The following is a 23934-nucleotide window of genomic DNA, read 5'->3' on the forward strand; positions in this document are numbered from 1 at the left end:
TACAGAAAATAATGAATTCACGAAAAAGGAATGTAATTTATATCGTTTTCGCAAATAAAAACATGATTATTCATTAAAAAGTAGGTTTAATCATTTCCCTTTTTCGTAATTTTAATCCCGTAAAATCATAAGAAAATGAACAATTTACCTAAGCTAGATAGATTTAATGAAAACGTACTGTCTAAATATCAGATTTACAACAGTATTTTTTCAACGCTACCTTTTGACACCATAGACGATACTGGGGTTTTATTACCTCTTTTACATAAAGTTTGTAACAAAGGTTTTAAATTAGAAAAAAATCCTACAGAAATTGTAGAGCACTTTTTTGATAAATACCAAGACGAACCTTCAGAAAAAGAAAAATCAGATTTACTTTTTCGTTTTATTCAATTTATAGAACGTCAAGTAGTTTTATTTGATGCTGTAGAAGATGCTGCATATCCTATTGTAAATAATATGGATGGTTTTGGTACCCTAAGAAACTCTAAAGAGCTAGCGCTATTAAGTAATAAAAAAGACGAATTAAAAAAGCATTTAGAAGACTTTAAAGTACGTATTGTATTAACAGCACACCCAACACAATTTTACCCAGGGTCTGTTTTAGGTATCATTACAGATTTAGACAAAGCGATTCAAAATGATGATTTATTACTAATTAGAAAATTATTAGCTCAATTAGGGAAAACGCCTTTCTATAAAAAAGAAAAGCCTTCTCCTTTTGATGAAGCCGTAAGTTTAATTTGGTATTTAGAGCATGTTTTTTATCACTCTGTTCCTAAGATCTACAACTACATCCAACATCATATTTATGATGGTGAACCGATAGAAAATGAAATTATTGAACTTGGTTTTTGGCCAGGTGGAGATAGAGATGGAAATCCATTTGTAACTACTAAAATAACTTTAGATGTTGCAGAAAGACTACGTCAAACAATTTTAAGAAATTACTATAGAGACATAAGACGTTTAAAAAGACGTTATACGTTTGATGGTGTTCAGGAAATTTTTGCAAAGCTAGAAAAGAGACTTTATAAGCATGTTGTAAGAAGTTATACAAAAGTTAATTTTTCTCAAAAAATCTTATTAGAAGAACTATATGCTGCAAGAGAAATTATTGTAAATGATCATCAATCTTTATTTGTAGAAGAATTGAATGACGTTATCAATAAAGTTAGAATTTTCGGTTTCCACTTTGCAACTTTAGATATTAGACAAGACAGTAGAGTGCATCACCAAGCATTTACACAAATTGTAGAAGATTTACTTAAAACAGGAGATACCACATTCCCAGAAAACTATTTAAGACTTTCAGAAGAAGAACAAGTTGAAGTTTTATCTGTTGTAAAAGGAAGTATTGACCCAAGTATTTTAACAGACGAAACTTCTGTTAAAACCATAGAGTCTATTTATGCTTTAAAAGAAATTCAACAAAGAAACGGAGAACGTGGAGCAAACCGTTACATTATTAGTAACAACCAAAGTGCTTTACACGTAATGCAAACTTTTGCAATGCTAAACTTATGTGGTTTTGAAAACGAATTACCAGTAGATGTAATTCCGCTTTTTGAAACGGTAGATGATTTAGAAAATGCAGAAGAAGTAATGAGAACTTTATACACCAATAAAGTTTATAGACACCATGTTGCAAAAAGAAAAAACAAACAAACTATTATGTTAGGTTTTTCTGATGGTACAAAAGATGGTGGTTACTTAATGGCTAACTGGGGTATTTTTAAAGCAAAAGAAGCTTTAACAAGAATCTCTAGAGAATTTGATATTGAAGTAATTTTCTTTGACGGACGTGGTGGACCACCAGCACGTGGAGGAGGAAAAACGCACCAGTTTTATGCTTCTTTAGGCCCAACAATAGAGGATAAAGAAATACAATTAACCATACAAGGACAAACGATTAGTTCTAACTTTGGTACCTTAAACTCATCTCAATACAATCTAGAACAATTATTAAGTTCTGGTATTAAAAATGATGTTTTTACCAAAGATCAATTAAATGATAGCCATAGAGAATTAATAAACGACATGGCTGCCACAAGTTATCAAACGTATGTAGACTTTAAAAATCACGATAAATTTTTACCGTATTTAGAAAAAATGAGTACGTTAAAATACTATGCAAAAACTAATATTGGAAGTAGACCAAGTAAACGTGGAGGATCTGACAAGTTAGACTTTTCTGCATTAAGAGCCATTCCTTTTGTTGGTAGCTGGAGTCAGTTAAAGCAAAACGTACCAGGTTTCTTTGGAGTTGGTACTGCACTTAAAAAATACGAAGATGCTGGTAGATTTGAAGAAGTAAAAGAGTTTTATCACGCTTCAGATTTCTTTAGAACTTTATTAGAAAACAGTATGATGAGTCTAACCAAATCTTTCTTTGGTTTAACTTCTTATATGGCAGATGATGAAGAGTTTGGTGAATTTTGGACTCTAATATTTACAGAGTACGAAACCACTAAAAGACTACTTTTAAAGCTTACCGGAGAATCTGAATTAATGGAAAATTTCCCTGTAGGAAAAGCATCTATAGAAATTAGAGAACAAATTGTATTACCTTTATTAACAATTCAACAATTTGCTTTAAAGAAAATTCAAGAACTTCAAAAAACTGGCGGAAGCGCAGAAGAAATTGAAGTATATGAAAAAATGGTAATGCGTTCTTTATTTGGAAATATTAATGCAAGTAGAAACTCTGCTTAAAATAGTATCAAAAAATAATTTATATTTAAAATGCACTCAACTTATGAGTGCATTTTTTTTTGTGATATTAAAGTAGTATTTTTATAAAGTAAAATTACGTACTATGAAAAAATACAATTTCTTACTTTTAACTTTATTTGTTGGTAGTTTTTGTTTTTCACAACAACAAACTACGAACAATAATTTTATTCCAGTTAGTATTTACACCTCTTCTTTTCAGCTTACAGCTGATGATACTCCTTCTTACTCTTCCATAAACAAGGACTTAAATTTTAAAAAACAGTATAAATTTTCAACGGTTTCTTTTGAAGAAATTGATGATAACCAATTTTTAATTTCTACTGAAAACCTTACTACAAAAGCCACCAAATTTATCTATGACGATTATAAAAGTTATAGAGATGAAAACTTATTAAAAGGCTTTTTACAAAAACACGACCCTACAAGATGGGATCCTATTAATTTTAAGCAACCAAACCTTAATTAATTTTCTTTATCTTTAGAAAAAAGAAAAAGAATGCTTGTAAAAGTCTATGGCTCTGCCGTCTTCGGTATTGAGGCAACCACAATTACCGTAGAAGTAAATATTGATAAAGGTATTGGCTATCATTTGGTAGGTTTACCAGATAATGCCGTTCGTGAAAGTTCGTATCGAATTTCTGCTGCACTCAACAACAATAACTACAAACTTCCAGGAAAGAAAATTATCATTAACATGGCGCCTGCCGATATCAGAAAAGAAGGCGCTTCTTATGATTTAACTTTAGCTGTTGGAATTTTAGCAGCTTCTAGTCAAATAAAATCTGATCATATTGATGAATACATTATTATGGGAGAACTTTCTTTAGACGGAAGTTTACAACCCATACGAGGTGCTTTACCTATTGCCATAAAAGCAAGAGAAGAAGGTTATAAGTATTTAATTCTTCCGAAGGAAAATGCGAAAGAAGCCGCCATTGTAGATGATTTAAAAGTTTTAGGGGTAGAAAATATTTTAGAGGTTATCAATCATTTTAATGATGATCAAAAAATTGAACCTACCATTGTTGATACAAGAGCAGAGTTTTATAAAAACATCGATTTTCCTGAATTTGATTTTTCTGATGTAAAAGGACAAGAATCGATTAAACGTTGCATGGAAATTGCTGCTGCAGGCGGACATAATATTATTTTAATTGGTCCTCCAGGATCAGGAAAAACCATGTTAGCAAAACGATTGCCGTCTATTTTACCACCAATGACGTTACATGAAGCATTAGAGACTACAAAAATTCATTCTGTGGTAGGTAAAATTAAAAAGGAAGGTTTGCTATACCAACGTCCTTTTAGAAGCCCACATCATACGATTTCGAACGTCGCTTTAGTCGGCGGCGGACAATACCCTCGTCCAGGAGAAATTTCATTGTCTCATAACGGCGTTTTATTTTTAGATGAATTACCAGAATTTAAAAGAGATGTGTTGGAAGTTATGCGTCAACCCCTAGAAGACAGAGAAGTCACTATTTCTCGTGCAAAATTCACTGTTACCTACCCTAGTAGTTTTATGCTGGTTGCGAGTATGAATCCGAGTCCGAGTGGTTTTTTTAATGACCCAAACAGCCCGATGACCTCTTCTCCACAAGAAATGCAACGTTATCTCAGCAAAATATCCGGACCTTTATTAGACAGAATAGATATCCATATAGAAGTAACACCTGTTCCTTTTGCAAAACTGTCTGAAGAACGGAAAGGAGAATCATCCGTAGAAATTAGAAAACGCGTTACCGCATCTAGAGAAATTCAATCTGAGCGTTTTACAGATTTTGAAAACGTACACTATAACGCGCAAATGAGCGTAAAACAGATTCGTGAATTTTGTAAATTATCCGAAGAAAGTTTGACGTTGCTTAAAACAGCTATGGAAAAACTAAACCTTTCCGCGAGAGCGTATGACCGAATTTTAAAAGTGTCTAGAACAATATCTGATTTAGCAGCTTCTAAAGATATTTCTCCAGATCATATTGCTGAGGCCATACAATATAGAAGTTTAGACAGAGATGGTTGGTTGGGATAAAATATTAACTTCTTTTCCTCTTTAAATAGATATTATATATCAACCCAAACATAATTAAAAAGACTCCTAATATTGTCCATAAATTATAGATTTCTCCAAACCAGAAAGCTCCTATAGCAATCATAAAAACGACTTCTAAATATTTTAAAGGAGCAATTACATTTGTTTCGTGAGATTGCAATGCTTTGGTCATATATATCTGGCCAACATAGCCAAAAACACCTAAACTTAATAACAGTAACCATTCTAATGAAGTAGGGTTTTTCCAATTATTGATAGACATAATACCTCCAAAAACAAAAGCCATTACCATAAAGTAATTGATAATTACTAATGGGTTTTCCGTGTCTCCTATTTTACGAATTACCACAAAAATGACACCTAAAGAAATTGCGGATAAAAGAACAAATAGTATTCCTATAGAATTTACATCTACTCCAAATCCTTTAATAATTAATACTCCTGCAAATGATAATAAAAATAAAAACCATTGAACTGGTTTTATTTTTTCTTTTAAGAAAATAAGTGCCAGAATTGCCGCAAAAATGGGAGAAGTATATCTTAATGAAACCGCCGTACCAATTGCTAAATAATTTAAAGCCTGAAAAAAAGTTGTTAAGGAAATTACTCCTGCAAGCCCTCTAATAAACAACAGTTTTTTATTGTTACCCAGAATAGGAATCTTAGCTTTTAAAATTAATGGCACCGTAAAAAACAACGTACCAATAGATCTAAAAAACACAATTTGATAGGCACTAAAATCATTTAAGTATTTTACAACTGTATTCATTAGTGAAAATGCAATGACACTAAAAATCATATAAAAAATTGCCTTTGAGCTTTTCATAAAGAAGTACTTCTACTGTTTAGATTATAAGGGCACAAAAATAAGATTAAAATAAGGAAAACCACCTTTGATTGCTAAGAACCTTGCTTTAAAGTCTGAAAGATTTTGATTACTTTTTCTATTAAAAACTCCAACTTTTATAACTGCTAGAACTTTCTAATTTTTCTTCCATAGTGTCATCTAATTCCGCAAAGAAATCAATACCAGTTAACGCTTCTATTTCATCAACCGAAACTACAAATTTATACAAAGGCAATTTCGATTCTTTATGAGGCATTAAAAAAGCCAACATTTTAATTTTTCCGTTTGTTTTGTCTAAAATTACTTTATAAAACTGATTTGGTACAGCAACAGATTCACTTCCAATCGTTTTTAAATTGTTTTCTAAAACACCTCCTGTAATTACAAAAACACCATCATTTTTCTTTGCCCAATAACGTACTTTCTGTTCTAAACGATTCCAAACGCCTGCGTTAAATTTGTGTTCCTGAGGACTTATATTACTAGTTAAAAAAGTTTCATCGTGCGCTGCTTTGGTAAAACGTCTGTCTGCTGCCGGACATAAATGCCCTTTGTCGTAACCAGATTTTTTATAATTACGCCAATGTGCAGCTTTAGTTTTTACGGCATTGTCAATTTCAAAATAGGGTCTTTTGTAATTTGTAGTGCTTAAATCGGATGCTTTTAACTCATACGCAACCCATTCTGCTTGTTCGTATTTTTCGCTATACGATAATGAATAATTCTCGTGATGTACAACTTGATTTGTTGTGCTTGTTGGTAAGAAATATTGGTTTGTTGATGCTTTTGGCGTTTTACCGTTTTCTTTTATAGTATTTTCTTTTCTGGCATCTAAAAGCTCTTCAGAACCTAAAACAGCTACTAAAATGAGAATGGCTATTATGGATAGGAATTGTTTTTTCTTCAAGGTGATTGTTTTAAGTTGTAAAGGTATGAAAGAATGAGAAAAAAGGATTAGGACTTTATATGAGATTCCTCAATCGCCTAAAAAGGCTCATTTCGGAATGACAGAAAGAGAAAATAACAATAGTATTACTAAGAACTGTTCTTTAAAATAGTCTTCTTTTTTTAATACTAAAAGTCCGCATTAAGGATTGAACCTTTCGACTACGCTCAAGGCAGGCTCTATGTTTGAGCTCTTTTTTACTGTCAGTTCGAGTGAATTTTGAAGAATGAAAAATTTGTATCGAGAACAGAGGTAAAAAAGCGAGTAATGAAAGCCTGTTAAAACGCCCAAAAAAGCATAATTGTTATGAGATTCCTCATTAGTTTATCTCGGGCGAAGTCGAGAGAGCTAAAAAGGCTCATTTCGGAATGACAGAAAAAAGAAAAACCCTCTCAAGTTAATGAAAGGGTTTTGTGTTTATATGAGATTTCTCAATCGCCAAAAAGGCTCATTTAGAAATGACAGTTTTACTTTTTAGTTACTAATTATTAGTATCTATAGTGTTCTGGCTTATAAGGACCATCTACAGTTACACCAATATAAGATGCTTGCTCTTCTCGTAATTCAGTAAGCTCTACTCCTATTTTTGCAAGGTGTAATTTTGCTACTTTTTCATCTAAATGTTTTGGTAACATGTATACATCATTTCCGTAAGCATCAGCGTTTTTCCATAATTCGATTTGCGCTAAAGTTTGGTTTGTAAATGAGTTAGACATTACAAAACTTGGGTGACCTGTAGCACAACCTAAGTTTACTAAACGCCCTTCTGCTAATAAAATAATGTCGTTTCCGTTGATGTTATATTTATCAACCTGAGGTTTGATAGTATCTTTTGTATTACCATGGTTTTTGTTTAACCAAGCCATGTCAATTTCATTATCAAAGTGCCCAATGTTACATACAATAACCTTGTCTTTCATTGCTTCGAAATGACGACCTTGAATAATATCTTTGTTTCCTGTAGTTGTAATAACGATATCAGAATTACCAACAACAGTTTCTAATTTTTTAACTTCAAAACCATCCATTGCAGCTTGTAAAGCACAAATAGGATCGATTTCTGTAACCGTTACAATAGAACCTGCTCCTTTAAATGAAGCCGCTGTACCTTTACCTACATCTCCATAACCACAAACAGTTACTCTTTTACCTGCTAACATAATATCTGTTGCTCTACGAATTGCATCTACTGCAGATTCTTTACAACCATATTTGTTATCGAATTTAGATTTTGTAACAGAATCGTTTACGTTAATTGCTGGCATTGGTAAAGTTCCTGCTTTTACTCTTTCGTACAATCTGTGAACTCCCGTTGTAGTTTCTTCTGATAAACCATTGATTCCTGCAGCTAATTCTGGGTAACGATCCAAAACCATGTTTGTTAAATCTCCACCATCATCTAAAATCATGTTTAATGGTTTTCTATCTTCACCAAAAAATAAAGTTTGTTCTATACACCAGTCAAATTCTTCTTCAGTTAAACCTTTCCAAGCATAAACTGCTGTACCTGCTTCTGCAATTGCTGCTGCTGCTTGGTCTTGTGTAGAAAAAATATTACAAGAACTCCAAGTTACTTCTGCACCTAAAGCTTGTAAAGTTTCTATTAAAACTGCTGTTTGAATTGTCATGTGTAAACAACCTGCAATTCTAGCTCCTTTTAAAGGTTGCTCGTTTTTGTATTCTTCTCTTAAAGACATTAAACCTGGCATTTCTGCCTCTGCCAATAAAATTTCTTTTCTTCCCCAAGCTGCTAGAGAAATATCTTTAACTTTGTTTGGTACGTAAGCTATTTTTGTGCTCATATTATGTATATTTATATTCTAATTTTACGAACTGCAAAGTTACAACATCCATTTTAAAAATTATGGCTCTTTACAAAACATTAACTATCAGCAACACAACTAAAGTTTTCATATGGAAAATTGAGGAAACTATTGCCGAGTTAAAACAAGGAATCTCTTTAACAGAAAGCAATGAAGCTAGATTAGCCTCTATGAAATCTGATATCCATCAGAAAGGTTTTCTAAGTATTAGACACCTCTTAAAAGAAGTTGGTTTAACTGATGCTGATTTAATTTATGACGAACACGGCAAGCCTAACTTAACTAATGGACGTTTTATTTCTATTACACATTCTTTTGGATTTACGGGTATTATTTTTTCTTATGAGTCTGAAGTGGGAATAGATATAGAAAAACAGCGTGATAAAATTTTAAAAATAGCCCATAAATTTACACCTGTAGAAGAATATAAAACCATTGCAAATCATGATGCTTTAATTAGTAAACTAACCATTGTTTGGGGAGGAAAAGAGAGTTTGTATAAAATCTATGGAAAGAAAAAACTTCGATTTTTAGAAAATATTTATATTGATGATTTTAATTTTTCTGATGAAAAGACAACTGGTGAAATTAGATATGACGGAGAAGAAACTTCTTATACTATAGAATTTTTAGAATTTGAAGGTTTTACGTGCGTGTTTGCACACTAAAAAATTAAAATTGTACCATTACTAAAATTAAACTTTTTTTTAGATATCTTTTCAGAATCAATTTTTTATTAATCACTATAAAACATATAAATCCAGATAGACCTAGAAATTCTTAGATTAAAGGTACTTAATAATACAATCGTTGTAATTGCTAAAAGCGCAACAGTTATATAAGAGAAACCTAATATAAACTTAAATAAAACCATACCCGCTATCATTTCTGCTGATATAAGTGCATAAGTTACAAACATAGCTCCAAAAAAGAAACCTGGTTCTTTCTCGAATTTAAAATGACACTCACTACAAGTTGTATACATTTTAGGAGATCTAAGCAGAAGAAGATTCCCTAATTCACTATACATTTTCCCTTTTTTACAATTAGGACATTTACATTTTAACATATCAATTACATTTGCCATACTTTCTAATTTAATAATGTAACAAAATTAAGTAGATAAATCTGCATTTACCATATAGTATAATCACTATTTTTTGTACTTTTAGGACATTATTATGAAAATACCTGTTTTAAAAATTGATCAATTTCAAGAATCCGAATCGTTAAAGGATTTATATATAAATTCGTTCTCAAATCATATTGAGTTGAATAAGAAGTTAATTGACAAACCTCACAGTCATAATTTTTATTTATGTGTTCTTTTTACAGAAGGATTTGGTAAGCATGAAATTGATTTTAATTCTTACCAAGTAAACCCAGGCAAGGTTTTCTTTTTAAAACCAGGCCAAACTCATTCTTGGCAGTTTGATACTAAACCAGAAGGTTTTATCTTTTTTCACTCTCAAGAGTTTTACGAAATAAAGTTTTTAGATCATACCCTTCACTCCTTTCCTTTTTATTATTCGAATCAGAATCCGCCTTTCTTAGAATTGTCTCCATTAAAAATAGATGTATTAAAACTAAAATTTGAAGAAGTGTATGCAGAATATCAACAACAAAACTTGTTGAGAGAATTAAAAATAATAAATCTTATTAATAGTATTTATATAGATTTAACAAGGGCTTATACTGCAGATGTTAATTTAGAAAAACTCGTTTCTACTAGTTATTCTATGATACTTGAAAATCTAGAAAACTTAATACATCAACATTTTTATAAAGAGAAATTACCTAAATTTTATTCCAATCAATTAAACATCACCACCAAACACCTTAACAGAGTTGTTAAAAAAGCACTGAACAAAACTACAAGTCAATTAATTTCTGAAAGAATTATCTTAGAGTCGAAAAGATTAATTATTCATTCTGAAAATAATTTAGCTGCTATTGCAGAGACACTTCAATTTTCTGATTATGCCTATTTTTCTCGATTCTTTAAATCTAAAACAGGCTTTACTCCTATGGATTTTAGAAAAAAATATACTTTCTAAATAAGCCATTAGTACTACTTGTAAAAACAGATCACTTTAATATTAATCTGCTTGTAATTTCTTATTTTCGCAGTTGTGAATATTTATAAGAACATTTTATCAGCAAAAAAAGAACGCAAAAAATTATTAGCTGTTTTAATCGATCCAGAAAAGATTGATCTAAAAAACATCGCTTCTTTTTTTGAAAAAGTACATCAATCTATAACAACTCATATTTTTGTTGGTGGTAGTACAGATAAAGACAACGTAACGGATACAGTTGTTGCAGCAATTAAAAAAACAACGCATTTACCTGTTATTCTTTTTCCTGGTGATGTAAAACAAATCTCTCAAAAAGCAGATGGAATTTTATTTTTAAGTCTACTTTCTGGCAGAAACCCAGAGTATTTAATTGAACAGCAAATAAAAAGTGTTCCTTTTTTGAAGGATTCTTCTTTAGAGATTATTTCTACAGGATATATCTTAATTGATGGCAAGAAAGATACTGCTACCCAAAAAGTAAGCAACACAAAACCTATTGCTCAAGAAAACACCGAGCTCATTTTAAACACCGCTTTTGCTGGCGAATTTTCTGGTAAAAAACTAATTTATCTAGAAGCCGGTTCCGGAGCCACAGTGCCTGTGGACGCAAATATTATCACTCTTGTGAAAAATAATTTATCGATTCCTTTAATTGTTGGTGGCGGAATTCGTTCTAAAAAACAATTAGAAACCGCTTTTAATGCTGGCGCAGATTTAGTGGTTATTGGTACTGCTTTTGAAAATGATGAAGCGTTTTTTAATCAACTTAAAAAATAATACGCTATAATTTTTTCTCGCAGTTTGTCTTTTCGACGCAAGGAGAAATCCCATAACAGTGATCCCACAACACTGAACCACAAACTTGTCATTTCGAAGTATTGAGAAATCTCATAACAGTGATAACATAATAACAACCAAGCTTTATGTGATTTCTCCCAAAAGGTCGAAATGACAAAACTAGGTGTAGTAAAAACTGAACGTAAAAAGAAACCTCAACAATTGTCATTTCGAAGTATTGAGAAATCCCATAACAGTGATAACATAACAATTACCAAATTTCCTAAGATTTCCTCCCAAAAGGTAGAAATGAAAGTAGTTTTAAATGAATTCTACTTTTGCCTTTACTAATAAAAACTGAAAAGATTACATTTACAACATCAAATAAAACTAAATGTCAGAAATTATCGATTTCCTTTTCGGACAATACAAAACCTATTCTACTATAGATATTACTTTAGAGGTTGTTGCTATAATATTCGGTTTTTTATCGGTTTGGTACTCTAAAAAAAATAAAATATGGGTCTTTCCAACTGGAATGATTAGCACACTTATTTTTGTATACCTACTTTATAAATGGGAACTTTTAGGTGATATGATGATAAACGCATACTACTTTATTATGAGTATTTATGGCTGGTATATTTGGACGTATAAAAGTGATGGAGAAAATGAAACACCTATTTCTACCACAACTTTCAAAGAAAAAAAACAAAGTATTCTCATCTTTATAGCAACACTTATTTTTGTGTATGGCGTTTACAGCTATTTTGACAAATGGACAAGTTGGACTGCCTATGTAGACACCGTTACAACAGCTATTTTCTTTGTAGGAATGTGGTTAATGGCAAAACGAAAAATAGAAAACTGGATTTATTGGATTATTGGAGACATTATTTCTGCTCCTTTGTATTTTTATAAAGGGTTTACTTTTACGAGTTTTCAATATTTAATATTTACTTTTATAGCAATATCTGGTTATTTAGCATGGAAAAAGAACTTAAACAAGACCCAATTAACATTGTAAAAGTAGTTTTATTTGGACCAGAATCTTCAGGAAAAACTACACTTTCTCGTCATTTAGCACGTTATTACCATACGGTTTGGGCACCAGAATTTGCACGTGAATATTTACAAGAAAAATGGAACAACGAGCGTAAAACGTGCGAAAAAGAAGATTTACTTCCTATTGCCATCGGACAAATGAAATTAGAAAATTCTTTAGCAAAAAAAGCTGATAAAATTTTAATTTGCGATACCGATTTACTAGAAACAAAAGTATACTCAGAAGAGTTTTATGGTGGTTTTGTTGATGAAAGATTAAACGAAGCTGCAAGCGAAAATCAATACGATTTGTATTTATTAACGTACATTGATACGCCATGGGAAGAGGATGATTTAAGAGACAGACCAGAATTACGTTTAGAAATGTTTAATGCATTTGAAAAGTCCTTAATAGACAATAACAGACCTTATATTTTATTAAAAGGCGATAAAGAAACGCGCTTAAGGAATGCAACAGAAGTTATAGACAAAATAATTGCTAGTAAAAATGATTTGCATTCTTTCTCTGACTCTTTACAAGATGTAGACATGCATTTTATGCATCAAAACACAAATGATTTTGGCTCTCCTTTTGAGTATAAAAAAACAGAAAAAAGAAGTTAGAGAATAGCCCAAAGGAGCTCGTCTATTTTATTTTATCTATATTCTAACATCTATTTTTAGAACATGAACAAAGAAAACATACTAAAAGAACTTAATTTTAAAGCCATTAGAAGCTCTGGAGCTGGTGGCCAACATGTAAATAAAACATCTTCTAAAATTGAATTAACTTTCGATTTAGAAAACTCACTTTCTCTTTCTGATAACGAAAAAGAACTTTTAAAAACCAAACTTTCTTCTAAATTAACAAAAGAAAATAACCTCATCTTATTTTGTGAAGAATCTCGTTCTCAGCACAGAAATAAAGATTTAGCTATCAAACGTTTTTTAGAATTATTACGTGTCAACTTAATTCGTCCGAAAAAAAGAAGACCTACAAAACCAAGTAAATCTTCTGTTCGAAAAAATGCAGAAAAGAAAAAGAGAACTTCTGTAAAAAAAGCATTGAGAAAAAAACCAGGATTAGATTAATCAACAATTAATAATCTCGCTATTTCAAGTAATTCTTTCTTTTCATCTAAGGTTCTATCCAACGGAAGTTGGGCTAAACCAATTAACCTCCTCATAATTTCAATTCCTGTTATTTGTAAAAAAAGACGTTCATCTAACTTTAATGTATACGCTTTTTTAACATTGGAAATTAGTAGTTTATTTCCGGTTGCCATCACCATATGTGCAGCCATAACCCCCAAATCGAATTCTGGAAAACCTTTAAAACTAAATTCTGGGTCAATTACAAATACCTCATCTTCTTTAGTCATCCAACTACCAGGATAATAATCTCCATGTAAAAGAGTTGTTCCTTCGGATAAATAACGTTCTCCAACTAAAGTGATTTGCTCTTTTAATTTTTCATCATTTTTATAAGTTTGAGAAACTTTTTCTAATCCATCTTGAATCGTATCTAAAGAAAATCCATTATCCGTAGCAAAAGGTAAAACAAATATATGTTGATGATTTAAAGCTCGTAATTCTTTGTTTTCTGGGTACGTATTAGAAACATCACTTTTATGAATATTAGAAAGAGTATCTACCAAAAGTTGAATTGATTCCGTTTCAATAGCACGATTTTTATACACAAGACTCATGTCCTCGCAATTCCCTAAATCTTCTAAAATTAATACATAATTTTTTGCATCATAAGCAAGAACTTCAGGAATATGAGAAGTTACAGCAGGACTTTCAATGGCTTTATAAAACTGATATTCTACATCAATTCTATCTTCTGGTGCAGGAATATCTTGATATTTCTGTACAAAAGGACGCGATTGTTTTACAATAAAAGAACGCTGATTGGTTTTTACACGCAACACCACATTCATATTTCCTTCTCCTGGTTTTTCTATGAATAAAATTTCTTCAGACTCCTTTAAAAAATTGATTTCTAATAATAATTCTTTAATTATTTTAAACGATGAATTTATATCGATATATTTCATATTACAATTTATTAAGGTGGTTCCAAAAAGCCTTTTCCATTGCTTTTTTATCTAAATCTGTGTACACACCAATAGTTCTTTTTGTGTTTTCTTTTGGCGTTTGTAAAGGCGTTATTGTTGCAAATTCAGGGTTTATTAAAGCCTCAATAAGAGCAACATCCCACATTACCCATTTTTTCTTTTTAGGGTCTTTTTTTGTCCACCAACGATTATATGTATCCCAACGATTTACTAAGATATCTTTAATGCCGCCTTTTCCTTTTAACTGCTTATCTATCGTTTTCTTTTTAAAAACTAAATGCTGAGAAGTTGTTGCCGTCATTACATTAAACTCTAAATCTAACGTGTTTAAAAGTACATCCACTGCAAGTGGATCATTACCAGAATTGAACTCTTTTTTATTATATGTATTCGTTTTTACCGTATGCCAAAAACCCAGATAATTTACTCGGATTTTAGAAATGATAGAAGGATCTTCTAAAATTGCCGAAGCAACATTGGTACAAGAACCCAAAATAACCAAATCTAATTTTTCGTTACCTTTCATTTCGTGTACTTTTTCAATAATAAATTTAGAAGCTTCCGAAGGAGAAGGAGTTGTCATAGATGCTAACGGAACATTACTACCTAAAGGCAATTTAATCTTTGGGCGGTTCATCACTTTAATGATTTGCTCATTAATAACCTGACTTTCACCAACCGTATTATCAGTTGCTTGTGGAGATGTATGAAACTGTGCAGAAGTAATTCCTAAAAGATTAAAAGCTGGTTCATCTATAGCACGTACTAGCGCAAAAATATCATCTACTTCATTTGCGGTGTCTGCATCTATAATTAAATGTATCGGTTTTTGTTGTGCTTCTGCAAAGGCAGAAACCAGCAAGAATAATATAAATGTGTATATCGTTTTCATGTAATTTGTCATTATATAAGATGTTTTATATTTCGATTGTAAACCCACATTTTTAAAGTATAAATTATGGGTTTACCTTTCTTTATTTCTAATTTAAAGATTAAAAAATTAATCTTTTTCCCACCAACCTTTACTATTAATATTGTCTCCACCAATCCTTTCTGCAGCTTCTTTATAATTAGCGTTATTAGAAGCTTGTTCAGACTCTGGATACAGATAACGAACTGGGTAACGATCTTGATTAAAATTATCTGGACCAGCTACTAGATTAGGAATTCCTGTTCTGCGAACATTAAACCAAGCTTCATGACCTACAGAAATTAAACTCAACCATTTTTGAGTCATAATTTTTGTGATATCATCTTCACTTCCGTCTAAAGCAATAGCAGTTCTTGTAAAATAATCTGCAGGAATTTCTGTGTTATAATAAGCAAAACTAGCGGCAATTCCGTTTTGGTAATACATATTTGCATCACCAGAAATAAAACCTTTTACAACAGCTTCTGCCAAAGCAAATTGAGTTTCGGAATATTGCATGTATTGTGCATCTACGCCGTTAGGAGTATCTCTAAAAATACTTCCGAATAAAGAAATATTATTTAAGTCTACACCACTAGCGGCAATACTATTATTCGATTGTCCGTTTAATAAACCATGAAATTCTGCGGTTGTATTAGCAGTTGCATTTGTAGGTTTGTATAGAACTGCCATTCTAGGATCATTCCAAGATTTTAAAATTTCTTCTACAGTAATCGTCATAGTATGTTCATTATTAATACCAGAAGCAGCATTAAATAAAGGAAACTGATTTGGTGATGTACTTAAATAAGGAAGAACCGCATTATCGTTGTTAGATTGCATGATGTTACCGGAATCTGCCAAAGCTTGTAAGTCTGAAAAATCACTTAAACGCTTACTAATACGCATTAAATAACGGACTTGTAAAGAGTTGGAAAATTTTATCCATTTACTTAAATCTCCATTAAATAAAACATCACCTTCAATAATAGCATTGTTGTTTTCTAATGTTGCTGCAGCATTTTTTAAAGTCGTCAAAATACCCGTTTCAGGATCTGTATAAATACTTTCTTGCGTATCGTATTTAGGAGAAAAAACTCCATCAACAGCTCCTAAAGCTTCAGAATACGGAACATCATTCCATAAATCGGTAAGTTGAGAGAATAAATAACTTTTCATAATATCACCAACCGCATTATAAGCACTGTTTGTGGTTTCTGAATTTTGTATCGATTCTATGTCAGTAAGCAAACCAAAAATAGCATTCCAATACTCACTATTAGATCCCATTTCATAACGATCAATACGTTCAAACTCAATACTAGCCGAAAACTGGGCTAAATAATTGGCTTGTCTAAAACCTTGATTGTAGGCATTTAAATCTGAAGAAACCGAAAGAATATTGGTTAATAAAAATTGCGGAGCAACAGATTCTGGATTATTATTATTTGTATTAATTTCTTCGAAACCGTTAGTACACGCAGTAAAAAATGTACTAAAAACGAAGATTGCTAAAAATATATTTTTATAATTTTTCATTTTCTTAAAATTCAGTTTTAATACTAATTCCGAAACTTCTTGTAGATGGGTATGAGAAATCTTCAACACCCTGTGTTACACTTTGTCCTTGTAAAGCATTTAGCTCAGGATCAAAGTGAGGGTTTTCTGTAAATAAGAATAAATTACTACCTGTTAACCCAATTTTTATTTTTTGGAAACCAATTCTATTGACTAAGTCTTTATTAAACTTATAATAGATACTTAGTTGTCTTAATTTTAAATAAGAAGCATCATATAATGCACTTGCTTCATTACCACGATCAAAAAAGCTATTATTGTATGTTTGTGCAGAAACATTAGTAGTGTTTGCAACATACTGTGGAGCTGCATCTGTACCTATATTAACCACACCATTACCTACAATACCTGTTTCTCTGCCTATTAAAGTTTCTTTTAATACACCAGAAGTACTTCCTAAAGTTTTAGTTCTTGAAACGATTGTTCCACCTTGTCTCCAGTCGAATAAAAAGGATAGGTTTATATTTTTATAGGTGAAGTTGTTGTTAAAACCTATTTGAAAATCTGGATTATAATTTCCTAATAAGCGTAAATTAGGGTCTTGTACAGGTAAACCATTAGCATTATGAAGAATTTTTCCATCGATTTCTACAAAACCAGTACCAAACATATCTCCAACTCTACCACCTTCTTGTGCAATATAAAAAACACTATTAGAACCACCAGAACCAGAAAACACGTCTGCAGAACCTGTTACAAATTGATCTACTCCTTCTGGTAATTCTGTAACAATACTTCTAGAAATAGAAAAATTTACAGAACTTTCCCATTTAAAATCTTTATTTTTAATTAGAATACTACTCAATAAAATTTCTAAACCTCTCGTACGAACTTCTCCACCGTTTATATTAAAATTACCGAAACCACTTGCTTGAGAAATAGGACTAGATATAATTTGGTCTACACTCGTATTTTGATAAGCAGAAACATCTACTTGTAAACGATTCTTAAAAAACCAAGCCTCAATACCCGTTTCTAAAGCATTTAATCTTTCTGGTTTTAAATTGGAATTCTTTAGTACATTCTCATTGGTTACACGAAAATTGGTTCCGTAATTTTGATTTAATAAAAAGTTCTGATTGTTTTGATAAGGATCTGTATCATTACCAACACTTGCACCACTAAAACGAAATTTTAAGAAAGAGATTGCTTCTGGTAATGTCACTAATTTACTAATTACAGCACTTACGCCTGCAGAATAATATCCAAAAGAATTGTTATTGGCAGGTAAAGTACTACTCCAATCATTTCTATAAGAAACATCAAAATAAAGAGCATCTTTATAGTTTACATTACTAGTAGCATATACACTATTTATTCTTTTAGTAAACGTATTACTTTCTGCAACCAAAGCAGCTTTGGAGTTTGCAAGTGTAAAGATATCTGGAATAGCTAGTTGAGGTGCTAAAGTATAACTGTATTCAATTTCTTGATCAAAACGGTTAGCACCTGCACTTACATTGTATTTCCAATTTTCATTAATTACATCATCATAAGAGATTAATACATCTGTGTTTAATTCTTTAAAAAACACATTATCTTCTCTATAAGAACCTTCTAGATTTGCATTGGTACTTACAGCACGTCTAAATTCTCGCTTATCATTATAAGTATCTAAACCAGTACGTATAGTTGCAGTTAATTTGTCTGTAATATTGTAAACGGCAGCAGCGTTTCCTAAAAATCTGTTTTTATTAAAACTGTTGGTGTTTTCAAAAACAGTTAAATAAGGGTTTGTTAACCAGTTGTAGTTAATATCAAAATGCTGAGAACCTTCTTGCCCTGCTTGCCAATAATTTCTAAAAGAATTAATATTTGCTTGTCTACCTGTCCAATTAAAACCATAAAGAGGATTTTCATATCCGTATCCTAAATTAGGACGGTTTCCACTTCTTGTATTAATATAATTAACAAAAGCATTTACATGTAATTTTTTGTGCAGTTCTTGGTTTAAACTTATAGAAATACCATCTCTTTTTAAATCGGTATTTGGTACAATTCCTTCGTTTATTAAATTACTATACGAAAATCTACTACTTCCTTTATCTCCAGAAGAGCTAATAGCAATATTGTTTTGCTTCGTAATTCCGGTTTTAAAAAAATCACGTACATTATTAGGGTTAGAAACCCAAGCAGTTGGTGTAATAGGCGTTAAAGTTCCGTCTGCTAGTGTTCTTGCAATAACGTCTCCAGCACGAACTGTATTTCCGTTAATATCTAAAGATGGACTATCAAATTGGTTAATTAACAAACCTTGGTCTAAAAGTGGACCATAACTACTTAAACCACCATCGTTAACACCAGCACCAGCACCATTTTGAAATGAATACTGACCATTAGAACCACCACCATATACATTCTGATAATCTGGTAAGGTTAATAAAGTTTCTATGGTTAAAGAGCTATTAATACTAACACCTAAACCTTTTTTCTTTTTACCTCTTTTAGTAGTGATTAATACCACTCCGTTAGCAGCTCTTGCTCCATATAAAGCCGCAGAACCAGCTCCTTTTAAAATAGAGATAGAAGCAATATCATCTGGACTAATTTCAGACGCTCCATTACCATAATCTACTTCTTGTAACGAACCGTCGTTTACTAAATCGCTTGTAATTTGCTCATTACTAATAGGCACACCATCAACAACAAATAAAGGTTGATTGGAGCTGCTTAAAGAATTCTCTCCACGAATTACAATACGAGAAGAAGATCCTACACCAGAAGAACCATTGGTAACTTTTACACCAGCAACTTGTCCTGCAAGGCTATTTACCACGTTCGTAAGCGTAACTTCTGTAAGAGCCGCAGGCTTTATAGTGGTTACGGAAGATACTAAAGATTGTTTCTCTCTTTTAATTCCTAAAGCAGTAACAACAACTTCGTTTAATATTTCTTGCTGAAATGAAGCCGGAAATAATAACAATTTAACCACCGATTCTTCATTAGAACGCACATCTACCCTATCGGAAATAGTGGTTCCGTATGTTTTATTTCCATCAAAAATAACTTGGTAACCGTTTGCAGCGGCAATGGAATTAAAAAAGGCTTTACCTACTTCGTTTGTGGTCTTTTTTGCTTCGTAACCTTGCTGATCATTCACAAGCGTAACAGTTATATTTTTAATTGGTGCTTTGGTCTCATAATCTATAACGTAGACGACAAGATCTTCTTGAGCACTTAGGCTAATAGTAAATAGCGCAAGTAACCCGAAAAATAAATTCTTCATTAGTTTGAGTTAAAATGTATGTAAAAGAATAAGTCCTGTTTTTACAGGAAATTGTACTTATAATTAATTACAAACCAATGGAGGTCCTTTATTGTATAGGTGGTTTAAAGAAGCTTCTTTAAATTTTTGAAGAATGTATTTGCTTACTTTTAAAATTACTACTTGTAGGTTTTGTAATAATTTAAGTGCTTTTACTTTTAGAAAAGAAAGTGACGCAATGTTTTTAGAAATATCTAATTCTTCATCTAAATCGTATAAATAAGGAAGTGTAGCAGTTGCTATTTCTTTTTCTGATAAAAGTGTTTTTAATTCTTTATATAATGTTGATGATTCCCAAGGAAGTGAAAGAAATTCTGAGGCTTTAAATTGATCTTTACGTAAACCTAAAAGATAAAAACCACCATCGTAAGATGGACCAACAGGAATTTGATTGTTTTCTACGGATTCTATGGCAGCACGAAGATGCTTTTTTTCTAAACCTAAAGTATCGTTACCAACCGTTATAACATTATTATACCCTTTTTTAAAAATGTCTGAAACGGTATTTACATAACGTTCGCCAAAATTATTTCCTTTTTGATCTTTCTCTGTATAATGAAAATAGTCTACGCCTAAAGAACTAACTTTTTCTTTAATTAAAGCATTCAATTTGCTAGCCGTATCCTTTTTTTGAAGGAAAGGCTTACGTAAATTTTCGGCTTCTTGCGAAAGCGAAAAGATAAGAATAGCAGTTTTAGAATGTTTTAAATTGATCAAAAGTTTATTTTAAATTTTAGCAGTCGTAATATAATAGTTCAAATTACAAAAGCTAAAATAATATTTAATCTATAAGCTACTCATTTTTAGGTAAAACATTTTTTATTTTAAATTTTATTTTAGGAAATGTAATTGTATTTAGAAAATACTAAAACTTGGCAAATAGACTTAGCCCTGATTGCAGCGACATCCTTTTTTTGTTTTTCACAAAAAAAGATACAGCGAAAAGCAGGAAATAGCTTCAAAAAAAAATGCTTTTGTTATTCTTTATGTCAAAAAACTGAGGTAATTTTGCAACGTTCTCATAAAGGGGTGCTTTAAAAAGCTGAGATCATACCCAATGAACCTAGAACAGGTAATGCTGTTTAGGGACTTATAAAAGTCGATTCGGAGAAAAATGGAGTAATCTTAAAAGGATTGTTTCGTTTATTTTTTTCTGCAAGACTATTAATTATTCAATAATAAATACAAGAATAATTACCTCTTTTTATTCGTTTTAAAATTTTTAAAATGAAAAAAATTACCTTTTTTTTATTCTTGTTTGTAAGCTTACTTGCAAACGCCCAAACATTTACACTTAACGGAAAAGTGGTAGATGAAAACAACGATTCTTTACCAGGAGCAACTATTTTGGTAAAAGAAAACAATAAAGGAACTGCTACAGATTTTAATGGAAAGTTTAACGTAAATCTTGTAAAAGGAACCTACACAATTATGGTTTCGTTTGTTGGTTACAACACGGTTTCTAAAGAAATTTCTTTAACCAAAGATGATAAAATTGAGTTTTCTTTAATGCCAAATTCTACCGTTTTAGAAGAGGTTTTGGTTTCTGCAGTAAGAGTAAATGCAGATGTGCCTGTTACGTTTTCTAACCTTTCTAAAAAGGAAATTGCAAAACGTAATTTGGGTCAAGATATTCCTATTCTATTAAATTATATGCCTTCTGTGGTTTCATCGTCAGATGCTGGTGCTGGAGTTGGTTATACCTACATGAGCGTGCGTGGTTCTAACGGAGAAAGAATTAATGTTACCGTAAACGGAATACCTTATAACGATGCTGAGAGTCATGGTTCTTTTTGGGTAAATTTAAGTGATTTTGCTTCTTCTACAGAAAACTTACAACTGCAACGTGGTGTAGGTACGTCTACAAATGGTTCTGGTGCTTTTGGTGCGAGTTTAAATATTTTAACGGATGCGGTTTCTGATGAAGCTTCTGCAGAAATATCGAACTCTTTTGGTTCTTACGGAACCAGAAAACATACGGTAAAGTTTAGTAGCGGTATGTTAAATGACCATATAGAAATTGCCGGACGCTTGTCTAACATTAAATCTGATGGTTATGTAGACCGTGCTTCTGCCGATTTAAAATCGTACTATTTACAAGGTAGTTATACGGATGAAAATACATTGATAAAAGCGATTGCTTTTGGAGGAAAAGAAGTTACGTACCAAGCTTGGGAAGGTTTAACAGCAGATCAACTAAAAGAAGATAGAAGACAGAACCCTTATACGTACGAAAATGAGGTAGATGATTATGACCAAAACCATTATCAGTTGCATTGGAACGAGAAATTAAATAAAAATTGGTCTACAACTTTAGGGTTAAACTACACAAAAGGTGCTGGTTTTTTTGAGCAATATAAGGAAGAAAAAGATGCTGAAGATTATGGTAATTTAATTGTTGATGGAACGGATGTTATTGTAAGACGTTGGTTAAAAAATGATTTTTATGTAGTAAACTTTAATACAAATTACAAAACAGATAAACTGAATTTAATTTCTGGAATTTCTTATTCTAATTATTCTGGAGATCATTTTGGTGAAGTAATTTGGGGAGAAGATTTAGCACCAAACGTAAATATTAGAGATCGTTATTATTTTTCTGATGCTAAAAAAACAGATTTTTCAATATTTGCAAAAGCAACTTTTGATATTAGTGAGAAACTGTCTGGTTATGCAGATTTACAAGGTCGTTTTGTTAATTATAAAACCAAAGGAATTACAAACGATATTGTGCCTATTGATGTAGATGCAGATTTTAACTTCTTTAACCCAAAGATTGGTTTAACCTATAAAATTAACAACGATAATAGTTTATATACTTCTTTTGCTGTTGCTAATAGAGAACCGAATAGAAACGATTTTGAAGGTGGAGTTACCACACACGAAACTTTAAATGATTTAGAATTTGGTTATCGTTTAAAAAAGGAAATCATTAAATTAAACACCAACATCTATTATATGGATTATAAGAATCAGTTGGTTTTAACTGGTGCTTTAGATGATGTTGGAGCGCCAATAAGAGCAACCTCTGGTAATAGTTATCGTTTAGGTTTAGAAATTGATGCAGATATTACTTTAAGTGATGAGTTTTCTATAAAACCAAATATGGCTTTTAGCACCAATAAAAATAAAGGATTTGTTGCAAATATAGATGGAGATTTACAAGATTTAGGAAACACAGATTTATCATTTTCTCCAAATGTAGTTATTGGAAACATGTACGTTTTTAGTCCTACGGATAATATACAGGTATCTTTTTTATCTAAATATGTTGGTAAACAAGTAATGAGCAACTTTGGTAGCCAAATTTCTGATAACGATGTTTTAGATAGTTATTTTACTTCTGATTTAAATATTGTTTATCAAATAAACACAAACAAAGTTTTTAAGTCTATTGTATTTTCTGCATTAGTAAATAACATCTTTAACACAGAATATGTAGACAGAGGTTATTATTACACGTATGATTATACTGATAATGGAAATACAGTTACTGGTGACGGAGCTGGTTATTACCCACAAGCTACTAGAAATTTCTTAGTTGGCGTTACTTTAAAGTTTTAATAAAATTACCGTTTTTTAATCATTTTTGATTAAAAATGAACAAAAACAAAACAAAACGAGCATTTTCTATTGAAAATCGCTCGTTTTTTCGTATATTGAAAATTCATGAAAAACATTCTTATTTATATAAAAAATAACACAAGCATTTATAGTTTTGATTTTTGTCTTTTTAAAGATCATTCTAATAAATCAATCACGCCTGCTTTCTAGTTTTTCTATTTCATAATTTTTT

General features: G+C 31.3%; 19 protein-coding genes and 1 riboswitch. Of the genes, 10 read left to right on the plus strand and 9 right to left on the minus strand.

Going from position 1 to position 23934, the window contains the following annotated elements:
* Positions 1 to 135 precede the first annotated feature (135 nt).
* The 3 genes from GQS57_RS16180 to GQS57_RS16190 all read left to right on the plus strand — a co-directional run bounded on the left by GQS57_RS16180 (position 136) and on the right by GQS57_RS16190 (position 4768).
* Positions 136 to 2715 carry a phosphoenolpyruvate carboxylase gene (locus GQS57_RS16180; RefSeq protein WP_165733900.1) on the plus strand — a complete coding sequence of 860 codons (2580 nt, stop codon included), beginning with the start codon at positions 136 to 138 and terminating at the stop codon, positions 2713 to 2715.
* Positions 2716 to 2818: 103 nt separating this feature from the next.
* Entirely contained in the window at positions 2819 to 3202 is a 384-nt protein-coding gene (locus GQS57_RS16185; RefSeq protein WP_165733901.1) for a hypothetical protein, read from the plus strand.
* A 30-nt stretch (positions 3203 to 3232) separates the two neighbouring features.
* A complete protein-coding gene (locus GQS57_RS16190) occupies positions 3233 to 4768 on the plus strand; it encodes a YifB family Mg chelatase-like AAA ATPase (protein WP_165733902.1) in 1536 nt (511 codons plus the stop codon).
* A 4-nt stretch (positions 4769 to 4772) separates the two neighbouring features.
* Here GQS57_RS16190 and GQS57_RS16195 read toward each other — a convergent pair whose 3' ends face one another.
* The 3 genes from GQS57_RS16195 to ahcY form a co-directional block, all read right to left on the minus strand.
* Positions 4773 to 5615, minus strand: coding sequence for a DMT family transporter (locus GQS57_RS16195; protein WP_240915507.1), 843 nt, complete (start codon positions 5613 to 5615; stop codon positions 4773 to 4775).
* Positions 5616 to 5736: 121 nt separating this feature from the next.
* Positions 5737 to 6543, minus strand: coding sequence for a DNA/RNA non-specific endonuclease (locus GQS57_RS16200; RefSeq protein ID WP_165733903.1), 807 nt, complete (start codon positions 6541 to 6543; stop codon positions 5737 to 5739).
* Between the two features lie 527 nt (positions 6544 to 7070).
* The gene (gene ahcY, locus GQS57_RS16205; protein ID WP_165733904.1) at positions 7071 to 8384 is read right to left on the minus strand and encodes an adenosylhomocysteinase; all 1314 of its coding nucleotides are present in this window, start codon (positions 8382 to 8384) and stop codon (positions 7071 to 7073) included.
* Positions 8385 to 8446: 62 nt separating this feature from the next.
* Between ahcY and GQS57_RS16210 the strand changes: the two genes are divergently transcribed.
* On the plus strand, positions 8447 to 9073 hold the full coding sequence (locus tag GQS57_RS16210; protein ID WP_165733905.1) for a 4'-phosphopantetheinyl transferase superfamily protein: 627 nt from the start codon (positions 8447 to 8449) through the stop codon (positions 9071 to 9073).
* A gap of 68 nt (positions 9074 to 9141) precedes the next feature.
* Here GQS57_RS16210 and GQS57_RS16215 read toward each other — a convergent pair whose 3' ends face one another.
* On the minus strand, positions 9142 to 9492 hold the full coding sequence (locus tag GQS57_RS16215) for a DUF983 domain-containing protein (protein WP_165733906.1): 351 nt from the start codon (positions 9490 to 9492) through the stop codon (positions 9142 to 9144).
* Between the two features lie 94 nt (positions 9493 to 9586).
* Between GQS57_RS16215 and GQS57_RS16220 the strand changes: the two genes are divergently transcribed.
* The 5 genes from GQS57_RS16220 (at position 9587) to arfB (ending at position 13396) form a co-directional block, all read left to right on the plus strand.
* Positions 9587 to 10462 carry a helix-turn-helix domain-containing protein gene (locus tag GQS57_RS16220; protein ID WP_165733907.1) on the plus strand — a complete coding sequence of 292 codons (876 nt, stop codon included), beginning with the start codon at positions 9587 to 9589 and terminating at the stop codon, positions 10460 to 10462.
* Between the two features lie 75 nt (positions 10463 to 10537).
* Positions 10538 to 11260: a geranylgeranylglyceryl/heptaprenylglyceryl phosphate synthase gene (locus GQS57_RS16225; RefSeq protein WP_165733908.1), complete on the plus strand. Its 723-nt coding sequence runs from the start codon at positions 10538 to 10540 to the stop codon at positions 11258 to 11260.
* Between the two features lie 394 nt (positions 11261 to 11654).
* Positions 11655 to 12287 (plus strand): nicotinamide riboside transporter PnuC, encoded by a 633-nt coding sequence (pnuC, locus tag GQS57_RS16230; RefSeq protein ID WP_165733909.1) that lies wholly within the window; start codon positions 11655 to 11657, stop codon positions 12285 to 12287.
* Entirely contained in the window at positions 12248 to 12928 is a 681-nt protein-coding gene (locus GQS57_RS16235; protein ID WP_165733910.1) for an AAA family ATPase, read from the plus strand. Before pnuC ends, GQS57_RS16235 begins: the two co-directional genes overlap by 40 nt.
* 63 nt (positions 12929 to 12991) lie before the next feature.
* A complete protein-coding gene (gene arfB, locus GQS57_RS16240; RefSeq protein ID WP_165733911.1) occupies positions 12992 to 13396 on the plus strand; it encodes an alternative ribosome rescue aminoacyl-tRNA hydrolase ArfB in 405 nt (134 codons plus the stop codon).
* Here arfB and GQS57_RS16245 read toward each other — a convergent pair.
* The 5 genes from GQS57_RS16245 to GQS57_RS16265 all read right to left on the minus strand — a co-directional run bounded on the left by GQS57_RS16245 (position 13393) and on the right by GQS57_RS16265 (position 20855).
* Positions 13393 to 14364 carry a phosphotransferase gene (locus tag GQS57_RS16245; RefSeq protein ID WP_165733912.1) on the minus strand — a complete coding sequence of 324 codons (972 nt, stop codon included), beginning with the start codon at positions 14362 to 14364 and terminating at the stop codon, positions 13393 to 13395. The genes arfB and GQS57_RS16245 overlap by 4 nt on opposite strands.
* Position 14365: 1 nt before the next feature.
* Positions 14366 to 15277 (minus strand): nucleoside hydrolase, encoded by a 912-nt coding sequence (locus tag GQS57_RS16250; protein ID WP_165733913.1) that lies wholly within the window; start codon positions 15275 to 15277, stop codon positions 14366 to 14368.
* A gap of 108 nt (positions 15278 to 15385) precedes the next feature.
* Positions 15386 to 16834, minus strand: a complete 1449-nt coding sequence (locus GQS57_RS16255) for a SusD/RagB family nutrient-binding outer membrane lipoprotein (protein ID WP_165733914.1) — start codon at positions 16832 to 16834, stop codon at positions 15386 to 15388.
* A gap of 4 nt (positions 16835 to 16838) precedes the next feature.
* Positions 16839 to 20099, minus strand: coding sequence for a SusC/RagA family TonB-linked outer membrane protein (locus GQS57_RS16260; protein WP_240915508.1), 3261 nt, complete (start codon positions 20097 to 20099; stop codon positions 16839 to 16841).
* Positions 20100 to 20162: 63 nt separating this feature from the next.
* Positions 20163 to 20855, minus strand: a complete 693-nt coding sequence (locus GQS57_RS16265; RefSeq protein ID WP_165733915.1) for a DUF2064 domain-containing protein — start codon at positions 20853 to 20855, stop codon at positions 20163 to 20165.
* A gap of 298 nt (positions 20856 to 21153) precedes the next feature.
* Positions 21154 to 21245, plus strand: a riboswitch (TPP riboswitch).
* 120 nt (positions 21246 to 21365) lie between these two features.
* Between GQS57_RS16265 and GQS57_RS16270 the strand changes: the two genes are divergently transcribed.
* Positions 21366 to 23702: a TonB-dependent receptor gene (locus tag GQS57_RS16270; protein WP_165733916.1), complete on the plus strand. Its 2337-nt coding sequence runs from the start codon at positions 21366 to 21368 to the stop codon at positions 23700 to 23702.
* Positions 23703 to 23934 lie beyond the last annotated feature (232 nt).

Origin of the sequence: Polaribacter sp. 20A6, from assembly GCF_011378915.1 — a bacterium.
GTDB lineage: Bacteria > Bacteroidota > Bacteroidia > Flavobacteriales > Flavobacteriaceae > Polaribacter > Polaribacter sejongensis.

What these genes read in the sequence shown, in the direction of transcription:
- GQS57_RS16180 (WP_165733900.1), top strand. Translation starts at nt 136, where the DNA reads ATGAACAATTTACCTAAGCTAGATAGATTTAATGAAAACGTACTGTCT.
- GQS57_RS16185 (WP_165733901.1), top strand. Translation starts at nt 2,819, where the DNA reads ATGAAAAAATACAATTTCTTACTTTTAACTTTATTTGTTGGTAGTTTT.
- GQS57_RS16190 (WP_165733902.1), top strand. Translation starts at nt 3,233, where the DNA reads ATGCTTGTAAAAGTCTATGGCTCTGCCGTCTTCGGTATTGAGGCAACC.
- GQS57_RS16195 (WP_240915507.1), bottom strand. Translation starts at nt 5,615, where the DNA reads ATGAAAAGCTCAAAGGCAATTTTTTATATGATTTTTAGTGTCATTGCA.
- ahcY (WP_165733904.1), bottom strand. Translation starts at nt 8,384, where the DNA reads ATGAGCACAAAAATAGCTTACGTACCAAACAAAGTTAAAGATATTTCT.
- GQS57_RS16210 (WP_165733905.1), top strand. Translation starts at nt 8,447, where the DNA reads ATGGCTCTTTACAAAACATTAACTATCAGCAACACAACTAAAGTTTTC.
- GQS57_RS16215 (WP_165733906.1), bottom strand. Translation starts at nt 9,492, where the DNA reads ATGGCAAATGTAATTGATATGTTAAAATGTAAATGTCCTAATTGTAAA.
- GQS57_RS16220 (WP_165733907.1), top strand. Translation starts at nt 9,587, where the DNA reads ATGAAAATACCTGTTTTAAAAATTGATCAATTTCAAGAATCCGAATCG.
- pnuC (WP_165733909.1), top strand. Translation starts at nt 11,655, where the DNA reads ATGTCAGAAATTATCGATTTCCTTTTCGGACAATACAAAACCTATTCT.
- GQS57_RS16235 (WP_165733910.1), top strand. Translation starts at nt 12,248, where the DNA reads ATGGAAAAAGAACTTAAACAAGACCCAATTAACATTGTAAAAGTAGTT.
- arfB (WP_165733911.1), top strand. Translation starts at nt 12,992, where the DNA reads ATGAACAAAGAAAACATACTAAAAGAACTTAATTTTAAAGCCATTAGA.
- GQS57_RS16245 (WP_165733912.1), bottom strand. Translation starts at nt 14,364, where the DNA reads ATGAAATATATCGATATAAATTCATCGTTTAAAATAATTAAAGAATTA.
- GQS57_RS16250 (WP_165733913.1), bottom strand. Translation starts at nt 15,277, where the DNA reads ATGAAAACGATATACACATTTATATTATTCTTGCTGGTTTCTGCCTTT.
- GQS57_RS16255 (WP_165733914.1), bottom strand. Translation starts at nt 16,834, where the DNA reads ATGAAAAATTATAAAAATATATTTTTAGCAATCTTCGTTTTTAGTACA.
- GQS57_RS16260 (WP_240915508.1), bottom strand. Translation starts at nt 20,099, where the DNA reads ATGAAGAATTTATTTTTCGGGTTACTTGCGCTATTTACTATTAGCCTA.
- GQS57_RS16270 (WP_165733916.1), top strand. Translation starts at nt 21,366, where the DNA reads ATGAAAAAAATTACCTTTTTTTTATTCTTGTTTGTAAGCTTACTTGCA.